Raw genomic sequence first — 13,865 nt, 5'->3', positions numbered from 1 at the left:
TTCGAGGCGCATTATGCCATAAACTTCGTTACTGCGTTAAATATCTGTTAATAAAAAATGAGAGGGAGATCGATTGCGATCCTTTATTAACAAGGTGAAGAAGTCTATTTGGTCTAAGAGATATGGGTGCATTTACGAATCTGCAACATTTTGCAACAGAACCTTCAATGCGCCATTCAGACGCTTCATTTCTTCTTCACTGCCGCGGGCGTCAGGATGGTAGAGACGGGATAATTGGCGAAAGCGAATCTTAATAGATTTTTCGTCGGGAATGGCACTCGGCGAATAACCAAACATCGCACACGCCAGAGAGAGTTTCTGCTTTCCAGCTTGGGCCTGTACCTTTTTGTATTCATTAAAGACTTTTTCCAGCCGTCGCTTGAGCTGTTTGTTGCTATAGCGTTGTTTTTTGAGCTCGCTTTGCAGTTCAAGCTGTTGCGTTGTTTCCCGCGACACTCTTTTACGGCGAAAGTAGAACATGACGCTACTGAAGGAGAGTGCGAGAAACAAAATGGCGCTGATGGAGATCCAGTCGGTATATATAGGCGAGGGCGGAGCGGTAGTTGCAGCCGAAGTCTCTAGCCCGGAGTCTAGCGATTGCGTTTGGGTATCTAATGCCGTATCCAACTGTGAAATGGCAGAAACCTGCTTGGCGCGCATTGCATTAAATTTGATTTCTAGAATGCGATTGTAAGCGTCTTCCGCTTCGGCAGAATGTTTGGACGCAATTCCAAACCAGAACTGGGCGATATCAAGTTGTGAAAAGAGAGAGCCTTGCTCTTCAAACAGTGCCCCTAATTTGATTTGCGCGCCCAGATTACCTTGTACGGCGGCTTGCCAATACCAATTGGCAGCAAGTTTAAGATCAACTTGTGTGCCGATACCGCTTTCGTAAGCTTGGGCTAACTTGATTTGTGCGGGCTCATAGCCCAATTGTGCCGATTGCTGCAACCAATAAAAGGCATCGGCTTTGGCCGCCTCGCCTTCTTCCTTGGCCAATTCAAGTGACAATTGGTATTGCGCGTTTGGATCTCTTTGATTGGCCTGTTCGGTTAACTGTTGCACTGATTGGCCGAATGCCGAAGTGGACAAGAGAAGTCCGATAAGAATCAGAAGATTATAGCGCAAAGTCGTGCCTCTCAAATTCAGGTTCAGTGCCAAGTATAGACGGAACCTGAATTGAAATCAGCAGTAAACACGGCCGTTCATACTGTCCAGATAGCCCTATTTTAAAGGCAGGATCTGAATTTCTACTCGGCGGTTACAGGCCCGGCCTTCGGCAGTGCTATTGGTGCAAAGTGGGTAACGTTCGCCGTTTCCGCGTGCAATCGCTCGGCCAGCAGCCACTTTTTGCGAGATTAAGAAAGCACGCACAGATTCAGCGCGGCGTTCAGACAAAATTTGGTTGGATGAATCGCTGCCCGTGCTGTCGGTATAACCATCAATCACCAAACTGGTGTCCGGATACTCGACTAAAACGCGTGCAACGCCTTGCAGTGTGCTGTGGATGGAAGCCTCGAGGTTGTAAGAACCTGAGCTAAAGCCGATGCCATTTTCCAAACGCAGCAGCAGTTGATTTTCTCCAATACGCTCGACTTGAACACCCGAGTTGAGCAAGGCTTGACGTAGCGCTTTCTCTTGTTGATCAAAATAGTAGCCGACACCGCCACCGATGGCTGCACCACCTGCCGCGCCAATCAGTGCGCGTTTGCCTCGGTCATCTTTGTCGCCGGTAGCCGCGCCTGCAACGGCGCCAGCGAGAGCTCCAAGTAGGGCACCTTTGGTTGCGGAATTGGTTTCGGCTTCGCCGGTGGTTGCGTTTTGTCGTTGAGTCGCTTGGCAGCCGCTAAGGGTCAGTAGAATCGCTAAAGCAAGTGAACGGTTTTTCAAGGTTATCTCTCCGTGTGAATCGGAGGCGAACGTCTGCCTCCAAGAGAGAATTATTCACAGAACTAATGTTTTAATTGTCAGTGTAAGGTTATCTTTTTTCTATTTGCTTAGCGGATTGTTGACCACCAACGGGGCGGTTAACCGAGACTTTTCGGCCTTTCTTCAAACCCACTTCATAATCGGCAGTAAGATTTTTCATCGCTTCGCGCAACTGCTTCTTGAAGGTTTCGCGGTCAATGTTTTGAAACTCTTTGTCGATGTAACTGTTGATTTTGTTCGCCGACTCTTCATCGGGTGTGATTACCGGCAGTTTTTCCAAAGCGCCTTCTACCCAACCGGAAACGTAGGAATTGACCCGTCTGGTCACCTCAAGACTGGACGTGCCAGAGCCTGCGAAGCTATTGCGAAACTGTCCGGTACTTTCGTTCATCTCACGGTAAATAATGTCAAAGGCAAAGGCGGCAAAGATAGCGCGATCGGCTTCGCCAATAAACTCCAATCTCTTTAAGCCCTTATGATTAAGCAGCACCGCTTCGACGCCGAATTTGGTATTAATTCCACGGATCACACGGAGCAAAACGGAGCTGACGTTGGCTGGCAACAGATGACTAGACTGTGTCTTGCCCATTTTGATGAACTCGATATCGTCTTTGTCTAGCCCGTATTTCATCATTAGGCGATGGGCCATTTTAATCGCATTGGCCGCTTCGTTAACGTTCGCAGAGTTACCTAGTTCAAGGCACTTGGCGATCTTCTTCAGTGCTTTTTGTTTATCCATGGAAAGTGACAACAAATCCTGGTGGCTCAGAAAAGTCGCATATTTTACCCTTTTTTGTGACAAAACTAAATCCTGCATCTTTAACCAGTGTCGTGCGATAAAAAAACCGCCTCACTAGGAGGCGGCTTGAAGTTCGCTTAGCAAAACGAGTTAGATGCCCAATTCGTCCAAAAGGTCAGAGGCCATGTCCAAATCATCACTGGAGGATTGGCTTTGCTGCTTGCTGCGCATGTTAGCTTGCGTCATTTCTAAGATGTCATCTGGGTTTTCATCTTCACTCACTTCAAAATCTTCTAACTGGATGAACTCTGTTTTATCCATTGCTAACTCAAGATAGAAAATGTTGTTGTTTTCGGTCGAGAAAGTAACGCGACGCGCTTGAGGACGGTCGAGGTTAGTATCCACCGACAGCAAAACCTGCTTGTTCAAAGAAAGCATTTTAGGCTGGTTTTGTGTGATATTGGTTTGCAACTCTTTGCGGATTTTGTTGGTAAAGTCACCAACCAGTTGGTTCATCAGTTCACCGAGCACATCGCCCACTTCGTCGGACGTGTGTAACACAGCAAGTTCTTCCTCTGGCATGCCCATACTGCGCATGTAGTTGGTGTAGATTTCTAACGCCGCTTTTGCGGTAAAATTGATGACAACTAATCCAGTAAAACCGCCATCAAAGAGTACGAAACAGCCAAAATCAGGTTTTAAGCTGGTTTTGTTGATTTTCTGCACCATGGCAGAGTAGTTGATTTGTGATGAGGTGGCGGAAGTTAATACGCCAGAAACGGATTGGCACAGTTTTAACAGGATGTCTTCAGTCGTAACGACTTTATTTTTTTTCATTATCAATGCTCTGTGTGTGTTCTTTACAATGTCTCTTGTAATGAATTTAGGTTTTAATCTGCAGAAAAGAAAGCAACTCTTCCATTTTTGCATTGAGATTCTGATTTGATCACCTTTTTAAATGTTGTAAAGTGACGAAATTCAAAGATTATTTTCAAACTCAAAAATATTAACCCGCAACTGATTGGATCAGTGTTGTAGGGGCAGGAAGCAAATGTTACCAAAACTTAACTCGCAATCGGATGTCGATCCTGTTGTGCTGAGCTTTCTCAAAGAGCTTAAGCAGGCTGGTTTTAGCGGCGACATCGAATCCCAATATTCCAGCCGTCTCGCGGTCGCCACAGATAACAGTGTTTATCAGCAGCTTCCTCAGGCGGTTGTTCATCCTAAAACTACCCAAGATGTGGCTTTGATTGGCAAACTGATTCAAAAGCCTATTTATGAACGAGTTACCTTCTCTCCGCGCGGCGGTGGTACCGGAACCAATGGCCAGTCGCTGACCAAAGGCATTGTGGTGGACTTGTCGCGGCACATGAATAAAGTGCTGGAGATCAATGAAAAGGAAGGATGGGTTCGCGTTCAGGCAGGGGTGATCAAAGATCAACTCAATGATGCAGTGAAGCCCTACGGCTATTTTTTCTCTCCTGACCTCTCGACCAGCAACCGTGCGACGCTGGGCGGAATGATCAACACTGACGCTTCTGGCCAAGGCTCGTTGAAATACGGCAAAACCTCTGACCATGTAATCTCATTGCAAGCGGTATTTGCTGATGGTTCCATCCTTGAAACCGATCTCTCACATGGTTTGCCGCAAGAAGGCGAATACGCCCACAAAGCGCTTCAAGTGACGGAAGCCGTTTGCCGGGAAAAACGTCAGCAAATTGTGGATAAATTTCCGCCGCTTAACCGTTTTCTTACCGGTTACGATCTGAAAAACGCCATTGACGATGAGAGTGGCGAGTTTAATTTTACTCGTGTCTTGTGTGGCGCCGAAGGCTCGTTGGCCTTTATCACAGAAGCGACGCTCAACCTCACGCCAATTCCCAAAGCGCGTACTTTAGTCAACGTGAAGTACAACAGTTTTGATGCCGCGCTGCGTAATGCCCCATTCATGGTGGAAGCCAAAGCGCTCTCCGTGGAAACCGTCGACTCCAAAGTGTTGAACCTGGCCAAGCAGGACATCGTTTGGCATACCGTGAGCGACTTAATCACCGATGTGCCGGGGCAAGAGATGTTGGGCATCAACATGGTTGAGTATGCCGGGCAAAATCCGCAAGAAGTCAACGAGCAGGTAAACGCATTGATCGTTCGTTTAGATGAGATGTTGGCAAACGGCGAAGCGGGCATTATTGGCTACCAAGTGTGCGATGATCTGGCCAGTATTGGCCGAATTTACAATATGCGCAAAAAAGCGGTGGGCTTGCTTGGAGCAGCGAAAGGGCGCGCTAAACCTGTTGCTTTTACGGAAGACACCTGTGTGCCACCGGAAAACCTCGCCGACTTTATTGCCGAGTTTCGCCAACTGCTCGATAGCAAACAGCTAGATTATGGCATGTTTGGTCACGTTGATGCCGGAGTGCTGCACGTACGTCCAGCGCTGGATTTGTGTGACCCTCAGCAAGAGCTGCTGATGAAGCAGATATCCGATGAAGTGGTCAAGTTGGTGTCTAAGTACGGCGGTTTGATGTGGGGCGAACACGGCAAAGGTTTCCGGTCCGAATACGGCCCAGAGTTCTTTGGTGACGAGCTGTTTACCGAGCTCAGACGCATCAAGTCGGCGTTTGACCCGCATAACAAAATGAATCCGGGTAAAATCTGTACGCCGCTTGAAAGTGACGAACCTCTGGTGAAAGTGTCCGATACCAAACGGGGTTATTACGATCGGCAAATTGACGTCAAGGTGCGAGACAGCTTTAAACAGGCAATGGAATGTAACGGTAACGGTTTGTGCTTTAACTACGACACCAGCTCGCCGATGTGCCCTTCCATGAAGGTCACCGCCGATCGTCGCCACTCGCCTAAAGGGCGTGCGGGCTTAGTGCGTGAATGGCTACGCCAGTTGACGGAACAAGGCATTGATATTCTTGATTTGGAACAGCAGCTTGTCGCCGGCTCGCCCACGGTGAAAAGTTTATTGGATAGAGTGAGAAACTCGATCAATAAGCGTCATGAGTATGATTTTTCGCACGAAGTGTACGAAGCGATGAACGGCTGTTTAGCGTGTAAAGCGTGTGCCAGCCAATGTCCGATCAAAGTCGACGTGCCGAGTTTTCGCTCGCGATTCCTCAATATTTACCACAGTCGTTATCAACGCCCAGCGAAAGATTATCTGGTTGCCAACATAGAGAGTTTATTGCCGCTGATGGGCAAAGCGCCCAAGTTGGTCAACGGTGTCATTTCTCAGCCTTGGGTGCAAAGCCTGACGGAAAAAACCGTTGGTTACGTCGATACGCCGCTGCTATCTGTGCCGACGCTGAAACAGAGACTCACCACGTTGAAGCGCTTTGATCTGCAAGCGCTCAATGCCTTGTCTTCTGAGGAAAAAGGCAATCATGTGCTGATTGTGCAAGATCCCTTTACCAGCTATTACGATGCACAAGTGGTGGAAGATTTTGCCAGCTTGGCCATCAAGCTGGGTAAAACGCCAGTGTTGTTGCCCTTTAAGCCCAATGGCAAAGCGCAGCACATCAAAGGATTCTTGAAACGTTTTGCGGCGACGGCGGCAGATACCGCCAAATTCCTTACTATGGTGGCCGATCTCGGTATTCCTATGGTTGGTGTCGATCCCGCACTGGTGCTCTGTTACCGTGATGAGTACAACGAAATTCTGGCCGATAAACGCGGCGAGTTCCAAGTGCTTACCGCGCACGAGTGGTTGTTGCCGCGCCTAAAAGAGTTTTCTTTCACCGCCGAAGATAGCCAGCCTTGGTATCTGTTTGCCCATTGCACGGAGAAAACCAAGCTGCCAAATGCGGAAAAAGAGTGGGGTGCTATCTTTAGCCACTTTGGCGCTGTGCTGCAGACGGTTCCGGTGGGCTGCTGCGGTATGGCGGGAACCTTTGGCCATGAAAGTGACAAACTGCAGATGTCGAAAGATATCTATGCGCTGAGCTGGAAGCCGAGCCTAGAGCAACTGCCCAAAGAACGTTGCTTGATTACTGGTTATTCATGCCGTAGCCAAGTAAAACGTTTTGAAGGCACGAAGCAGATGCATCCGATTCAAGCTCTACTCAGCATTCTGTAATACCTCAACCCGGCGCTCAGCCGGGTTATTTTTTGGAGAAGTTATGCGTAAGTTAGAGCTCAAAATTCCCCCAGTGGCGGTATTCTTGCTGATGTGCACAGGCATGTTCGCCGTTGACCTGTGGCTGGCCGAACCTTTGTTTCGCTTAACGTTTCCCCGTGTGAGCGCCTTGCTGCCGTTCGGACTTTCCGCTGTCGTCGGTATTGCGGGCGTGAGAGAGTTTCGTAAGGCAAAAACGACAGTCAATCCGGTCAAACCGGAGACGGCCTCAACCGTGGTAGCGAGTGGCATTTTTGCTTACAGCCGCAACCCGATGTATTTGGCGTTGTTGCTGCTGTTACCCGCGTATGCTTGCTGGTTGCAGAATGTCATCACTTTCGCGTTTGCTCCTTTGTTTGTGTTGTATATGAATCGCTTTCAGATCCAGCCGGAAGAACGTGCGCTAGAAAAGCGGTTTGGTTCGGCTTATTTACAATATAAACAAAAAGTTAGACGCTGGATTTGATGGTCAATGTAAAAAACAACGGAGTAAATCGTCAGCCAAAAAAGAGCAAGGGGCCAAATGGCCCCTTTTTATCATTTCGCTTGGTTAAGCCGCCGCGGCAAAACGTTGCAAGAATTCTTCTTTACGCAAATGAAAACGATTGACTAAATCGTCCACCGCTTCTTGGTCGTACGGCTTTAAGCCGCTGGCGACCATTCGTTTGATGCCATGGCCAACCACTTCACCTTCTTCTTTAAACGCAAAGTTCATGGTGACTACGCCACGTTTGCCATCGACGTTAAATGTTGCGCCAGTAAACTCCACTTCAGGGTGGGTCAGGTCGAGACGGCTAAATTCCACTTCCATGCTCTCGTAAATGACCAAAGGGCGTTGGCAGTTGATCATCATCTGCTGCTCTTCCATCAACGGCACCATGATGTGCGGGAAGTTCATTCCAGAGAATTGAACGTAGTTGGTGACCACATGCTCGATAAATTCGGGATTGTGATTCACTTGGCCTTCCCGCTGCATATGCAAATACTCTTTGCCTGCGGCATCGACTACTGCGCTCTCTTTCTCACACTTATTTTCAATGTGCAGCGCAACGCCATCGCTGACCATCCCAGAGAAGTCGAAACGCATTTTCTGGCTCACGCCTTCTTTACGCAGGAGCACGGCAAAAAGCAGATCGCCGGGTACGCAAAAGCGCTTGCTGTCTTCATCGTGGATAGGGTTGAAATCACCGGCGACCTTTTTGGCAAAGTGGCTTGCTTGTTCGCGGGTAAACTGGAATTGTTGTTGGTTGCTTGAAAAATAAGGTGCTAGAAACATATTTCATCTGACATAACTTAAACTGCCGTGGATTATATGCCAACTTTGAGAGGTCAATGGTCCATCCAGTGTCAAGATTGGGATGTGCTCACGGATTTATATGCAAAAGATGAATTCAGCAGGTGAAAAGCCGAGAGAATCGCAACTCTCTCGGCTTTTTTCGCTTAGATGACGCTCGGTAATAGCGCTTCAGGCATCAGTGGGTTGTGTACCGCCAGTGCGAGTAACGCATTGGCTTTTTCGATATCTGGCGCAAAGTAGCGGTCTTTATCGTAGAAAGCGACTTTTTCACGCAACATCTGTTTGGCTTGCTCAATACGTGGTGAGGATTTGTGCGGCGCACGGAAATCCAACCCTTGTGCAGCGGAGAGATACTCAACCGCAAGAATGCCGCGCGTATTTTCGCCCATTTCACGCAGTCTGCGCCCCGCAAAGGTTGCCATCGACACATGATCTTCCTGATTTGCCGAAGTCGGTAAACTGTCGACAGACGCAGGATGGGCCAAGGTTTTGTTCTCACTGGCCAGCGCGGCTGAAGTGACCTGAGCGATCATAAAACCTGAATTCACGCCGCCGTTATCTACCAAGAAAGGAGGCAGTTTCGACAACGCGCTGTCGATCAGCAGTGCCATACGCCGCTCTGACAGACTGCCGATCTCAGCAATCGCTAAGGCGAGGTTATCCGCGGCCATTGCCACCGGTTCTGCGTGGAAGTTCCCACCAGAGATGATGTCATTGTCTTCGGCAAACACCAGCGGGTTATCCGATACAGAGTTCGCTTCAACCAGCAATATCTCGGCTGAGTTGCGGATCTGTTGCAAACACGCACCCATCACTTGTGGCTGGCAACGCAGCGAGTACGGGTCTTGCACCTTTTCGCAGTTGCTGTGGGAATCGCCAATTTCGCTGTTGTTCTCCAGCAAGTGACGATACGCCGTTGCGGAATCCATTTGGCTGCGATGACCCCGAACGCGGTGAATGCGCGGGTCAAACGGACGACGGCTGCCCAGCGCTGCTTCCACCGACATGGCGCCGCACACGGTGGCCGAGGCAAATAGGTCTTCCGCAATAAACAGACCTTCCAGTGCAAAGGCGGTAGACGCCTGTGTGCCGTTCAAAAGCGCCAAGCCCTCTTTTGGTGCCAGCGTAATTGGCTCAAGCCCGGCGATTTTCAACGCTTCCAGCCCTGAAATGATTTCGCCGTTATGACGCGCTTGACCTTCACCGAGCAAAACCGTGCTCATGTGGGCCAGTGGCGCAAGATCGCCAGAAGCGCCAACCGAGCCTTTTTGTGGCACGCAAGGGTAGACTTTGGCATTCACCAGATCGATCAGCATGTTGATCACTTTCAAACGAATGCCGGAGAAGCCGCGAGCCAAGCTGTTGATTTTCAAAACCATCATCAAACGGACGGTTTCATCCGCCATCAACTGACCGATCCCCGCAGCATGCGAAAGCACAATGCTGCGTTGCAGTGTCTCAAGATCTTCTGGCGCGATACGCGTATTGGCCAGTAAACCAAAACCAGTGTTGATGCCGTAAACGGTGCGATTTTCCGCAATAACACGATCCACCACTCGAGTGCTTTCCTCAATCGCTGGAATCGCCGATGTATCCAAGGACAATTTGAGAGGGGAGCGGCTTACTTTGCGCAGTTCATTGAGGCTCAAGTGGCCTGGGTTAAGCGTAAAATTAAACATGTCGATTTTCCTTACTTCAACTTGCGCAATTCTTCGTTAAGCATGGGCAGATCAAGCCCTTGCTCGGCAGCACATTTTTTGGCGATGTCGTAACCGGCATCGGCATGGCGCATCACACCAGTGGCTGGGTCATTGTGCAGCACGCGAGCAATACGCGCAGACGCATCATCGCTACCATCACAGCAGATCACCATACCGGAGTGTTGTGAGAAGCCCATTCCCACGCCGCCACCGTGATGCAGCGAAACCCAAGTCGCGCCGCCCGCAGTGTTCAGCAGGGCATTGAGCAGTGGCCAATCAGAAACCGCGTCTGATCCATCCATCATGCCTTCTGTTTCACGGTTCGGACTGGCGACAGAACCCGAGTCGAGATGGTCGCGACCAATCACAATCGGTGCTTTTAATTCACCATTTTTAACCATTTCGTTGAACGCTTGACCCAAACGTTCGCGATCTTTCAAGCCGACCCAGCAGATCCGTGCTGGTAAGCCTTGGAACTGAATGCGCTCACGTGCCATGTCGAGCCAGTTGTGCAGATGAGGGTTATCTGGGATCAGTTCTTTGACTTTTTGATCGGTTTTGTAAATATCTTCCGGATCACCAGAAAGGGCCGCCCAGCGGAATGGACCAATTCCTTCACAGAAAAGCGGACGAATATACGCGGGTACAAAGCCCGGAAAATCAAAGGCGTTTTCTACCCCTTCTTCCAACGCCATTTGACGAATGTTATTGCCGTAGTCGAGCGTCGCAGCGCCGCGAGCTTGCAGATCGAGCATGGCGCGGACTTGAATCGCCATCGACTGTTTTGCTGCTTTGACAACCGCAGCTTCATCTTGCAGACGCATTTCGGCGGCGTGTGCCATGCTCCAACCTTGCGGAAGATAACCGTTAAGCGGATCGTGCGCCGAAGTTTGGTCGGTGACCACATCTGGGGTGATGTTGCGCTCAACCAGCTCAGCGAAGAGGTCGGCGGCGTTACCCAGCAAGCCAACCGAAATCGGTTTATCGGTTTCTTTGATCATCGCCAAGGCTTCGTCAAGCGACGTGGCTTTTTTGTCTACGTAACCAGTGCGTAGGCGGTAGTCGATGCGTGATTCGTCACACTCAACCGCAATCATAGAAAAGCCAGCCATTGTCGCTGCCAGAGGCTGCGCGCCTCCCATGCCACCAAGGCCACCAGTTAGAACCCAGCGCCCTTTGGCATCACCTGAAAAATGCTTCTTCGCCACGGCAACAAACGTTTCGTAGGTGCCTTGCACTATGCCTTGTGAGCCGATGTAAATCCAACTGCCGGCCGTCATCTGGCCGTACATCATCAAACCTTTTTTATCGAGCTCGTTGAAGTGCTCCCAGTTAGCCCAATGTGGCACCAAGTTTGAGTTGGCAATCAGAACGCGTGGTGCGTTTTTGTGGGTGGGGAAAACGCCCACAGGCTTACCCGATTGCACCACCAGCGTTTGGTCTTCTTCCAAGCGCTCCAGCACTTCAACAATTTTATCGAAACATTCCCAGTTACGAGCGGCACGGCCAATGCCGCCATAGACCACCAGTGCGTGTGGGTGCTCGGCCACATCAGGGTCGAGGTTGTTCATCAGCATGCGAAGTGGCGCTTCAGTGAGCCAGGATTTGGCACGCAGAGTCGTACCGTGTGGGGCGCGAATGGTTCTGCTGGTGTCAAGGCGAGGATCGTGTCCTTGTGTCATGTGGAGACTCCTTTAATTTCACGAATTGGCAGGCTCATTGGCCGACCTGATAGTTGTTTTAAGTCGCCTGAACGCTGGCGCTGTTCAGGCTCAGTTCGGTCTAAAACTTGTTATTCATTGCGTTGGCGATGTCCCAGCACAATCTGGCGGCCAAACGGGCGGTTTGGCTGTCGATATCATAGGTTGGGTTGTATTCCGCGATGTCTGCCAGCATCAGCTTGGGATAATGGCTGAGAATGCGTTCAAGAAACGGAGCCAAGTAGTCATAGCTCACGCCTCTGGCGGCTGGCGCACTGACGCCCGGTGCGGTTGCTGCCGGGAAAACATCGAGGTCGATGGTTAAGTAGAGGTAATCACAACCATCGATGAAGTGCTGCAGTTCTGTCAGGTGATAGTCGAGATTGAGTACCCCGAGATCTTTATCTTCCACATACCAAACATTGAGTTGATCCGCGCGTTCAAAGAGCGCTTTGGTATTGCTCGCACGGCTTACCCCAAGGCACGCGTAATGGAAATCCCATCCCGACTGCTGGCAAAAGTGCTGGATCTGATTAAATGGTGTGCCTGAGCTTGGCTTAACTTCAGCCTGTTGGCTGTGAAACGCGCGCAGGTCGAAATGTGCGTCGAAGTTGATGATGCCAATTTTGGGCTTACTCTGCGGCTGATGATTTTGCAGATAACCCGCTAAGCCTTGGAATGAAGCCCACGCGACTTCATGTCCGCCGCCTAGGATAATGACCGGGCAGTGGGCGAGCGCTTGACTGATAACCTCTGCACATTGCTGCTGACTGCTCTCGAGTTGGTCATCCTCACACACCACAGTGCCGAGGTCGTAGAGCGGCGCATCGCTGTGCCAAGCCAGATTGGCTAACGCACGGCGGATCAAATCGGGGGATTTTTTCGCCCCGATACGACCCTTGTTACGCGCCACACCCGCATCGCAGGCGAAACCCAGCAGGGCAACGGCACGTGAAAGCGGGTCGATGGCAGCATAATCGACATGACGAATGACATGATGGACGCGTTTACCCAGCGCACCATCCTCGGCATCTTGTCGGCCTTGCCAAGGAAACTCGTTGGTGAGATTAAGCGGACTTTTCATCACAACACTCCTTTGTGCTGTTGGTAATCGCCATCAACCACGCGGGCATGCAGGCGTTTTGCACCAAATTGATAACTTAAATCAGCGGGGTGCTCGATACCCCAAATCGCCAGATCGGCTTCCAACCCAAGACCGATTTGCCCACGTTTTCCTTGATAGCCAAGCGCTTGCGCCGCATGTTGAGTGACGCCGCGCAGCGCCTCTTGTGGCGTGAGTCTGAACAGCGTGCACGCCATGTTCATCATCAAGGTCAAATCGGCAAAAGGGGAAGTGCCTGGGTTGACGTCGGTGGCAATTGCCATGGGTACTTGATGCTGGCGCAAGAGATCAATCGGCGGCTGTTGCTGTTCACGTAAGAAATAGAAAGCGCCGGGCAGCAGTGTGGCGACTGTGGATGAAGCGGCTAACGCGACAACGCCTGCTTCATCTAGGTATTCAATATGATCGGCGGACAGCCCTTGGTACTTGGCAGTTAATGCACTACCACCAAGGTTAGATAACTGTTCGGTGTGGCCTTTGATGTGCAGACCATGCTCAAGGGCGCAGCGAAACACCTTCTCCGTTTGCGCGAGGTTAAAGCCGATCGACTCACAAAACACATCCACACTCGAAGCCAGTTGCTCTTGTGCAACCGTTGGAATGATCTCTTGGCAAATGAACTCGATATACTCATCCGCTCTGCCAGCGTATTCGGGAGGAAGGGCGTGCGCGGCCAAGAGAGTCGTCGTGACCTTAATTTTTCGGTGACGTTGTAACTCCTTCGCGGCTCGCAGCATTTTGATCTCTTCAGCCAAGGTCAGCCCATAGCCCGATTTTACTTCTACGGATGTGACACCGCTGGCAAGCAGCCCATCCAATCTTGGTAGACTTTGCTCAATCAAGGTGTCGATGCTCGCCAAACGTGTGGCTTGTACCGTAGAAAGGATTCCGCCGCCTTGCTGGGCGATCTGCTGATATGGCACCCCGTTTAGGCGCATCTCAAATTCATTCGCGCGATTTCCGGCGTATACAAGATGGGTGTGGCAGTCAATCAGGCCGGGAGTGACAAGACGGCTTTCCAGATTGATACGTTGGCTTGCATGGAGCTCAGTGGTGTCCGCACCCACATACGCGATCAACCCATCTTGAATACCAATGGTGAGCGGGTCAGTCGGATGGTAACCCGTATCTCCGTCAAGCATGGTGACGAGGCGAGCATTGGTGAGCAGCAGATCCATGATGTCATCCTGATTAATTGTATGCATTAAATGTATATACAAATAAATAGGTTAAAAAAGTATTTATGACAAGTTGGAT

Annotated in this window: 11 protein-coding genes; 2 read left to right on the top strand and 9 right to left on the bottom strand. The window is 50.3% G+C overall.

Features of this window, described 5'->3' with window-relative positions; translation table 11 throughout:
• Positions 1–132 precede the first annotated feature (132 nt).
• The 4 genes from UF06_RS19570 to UF06_RS19555 form a co-directional block, all read right to left on the bottom strand.
• A complete protein-coding gene (locus tag UF06_RS19570) occupies positions 133–1,128 on the bottom strand; it encodes a J domain-containing protein (protein WP_052702600.1) in 996 nt (331 codons plus the stop codon).
• A 96-nt stretch (positions 1,129–1,224) separates the two neighbouring features.
• Complete coding sequence (locus UF06_RS19565; RefSeq protein ID WP_045571914.1) at positions 1,225–1,890, bottom strand: OmpA family protein; 666 nt, start codon at positions 1,888–1,890, stop codon at positions 1,225–1,227.
• Positions 1,891–1,978: 88 nt separating this feature from the next.
• Positions 1,979–2,668, bottom strand: coding sequence for a DUF2786 domain-containing protein (locus UF06_RS19560; protein ID WP_045571913.1), 690 nt, complete (start codon positions 2,666–2,668; stop codon positions 1,979–1,981).
• Positions 2,669–2,818: 150 nt separating this feature from the next.
• Entirely contained in the window at positions 2,819–3,505 is a 687-nt protein-coding gene (locus tag UF06_RS19555) for a DUF3334 family protein (protein ID WP_045571912.1), read from the bottom strand.
• A gap of 214 nt (positions 3,506–3,719) precedes the next feature.
• On the opposite strand from UF06_RS19555, the gene UF06_RS19550 reads away from it, so the two are divergent.
• Together UF06_RS19550 and UF06_RS19545 are read left to right on the top strand one after the other, a co-directional pair.
• Positions 3,720–6,749: an FAD-binding and (Fe-S)-binding domain-containing protein gene (locus UF06_RS19550; RefSeq protein WP_045571911.1), complete on the top strand. Its 3,030-nt coding sequence runs from the start codon at positions 3,720–3,722 to the stop codon at positions 6,747–6,749.
• Between the two features lie 43 nt (positions 6,750–6,792).
• The gene (locus UF06_RS19545; protein WP_045571910.1) at positions 6,793–7,254 is read left to right on the top strand and encodes an isoprenylcysteine carboxylmethyltransferase family protein; all 462 of its coding nucleotides are present in this window, start codon (positions 6,793–6,795) and stop codon (positions 7,252–7,254) included.
• 84 nt (positions 7,255–7,338) lie between these two features.
• On the opposite strand, the gene UF06_RS19540 is transcribed toward UF06_RS19545, so the two are convergent.
• From UF06_RS19540 to hutI, 5 genes are all read right to left on the bottom strand, one after another.
• Positions 7,339–8,064, bottom strand: a complete 726-nt coding sequence (locus tag UF06_RS19540; protein WP_045571909.1) for a DUF3581 domain-containing protein — start codon at positions 8,062–8,064, stop codon at positions 7,339–7,341.
• Between the two features lie 164 nt (positions 8,065–8,228).
• Positions 8,229–9,764, bottom strand: coding sequence for a histidine ammonia-lyase (gene hutH, locus UF06_RS19535; protein ID WP_045571908.1), 1,536 nt, complete (start codon positions 9,762–9,764; stop codon positions 8,229–8,231).
• A gap of 11 nt (positions 9,765–9,775) precedes the next feature.
• On the bottom strand, positions 9,776–11,467 hold the full coding sequence (gene hutU / locus UF06_RS19530; RefSeq protein ID WP_045571907.1) for a urocanate hydratase: 1,692 nt from the start codon (positions 11,465–11,467) through the stop codon (positions 9,776–9,778).
• A gap of 100 nt (positions 11,468–11,567) precedes the next feature.
• Positions 11,568–12,569, bottom strand: a complete 1,002-nt coding sequence (gene hutG, locus UF06_RS19525) for a formimidoylglutamase (protein ID WP_045571906.1) — start codon at positions 12,567–12,569, stop codon at positions 11,568–11,570.
• Positions 12,569–13,786: an imidazolonepropionase gene (hutI, locus tag UF06_RS19520; RefSeq protein WP_045571905.1), complete on the bottom strand. Its 1,218-nt coding sequence runs from the start codon at positions 13,784–13,786 to the stop codon at positions 12,569–12,571. The genes hutG and hutI overlap by 1 nt, the downstream gene beginning before the upstream one ends.
• Between the last annotated feature and the right edge of the window lie 79 nt (positions 13,787–13,865).

Origin of the sequence: Vibrio sp. S234-5 (assembly GCF_000960595.1) — a bacterium.
Classification (GTDB): Bacteria; Pseudomonadota; Gammaproteobacteria; order Enterobacterales; family Vibrionaceae; genus Vibrio.
The sequence above is the reverse complement of the archived record's forward strand: the minus strand, read 5'-3'. Positions and strand labels throughout refer to the sequence as shown.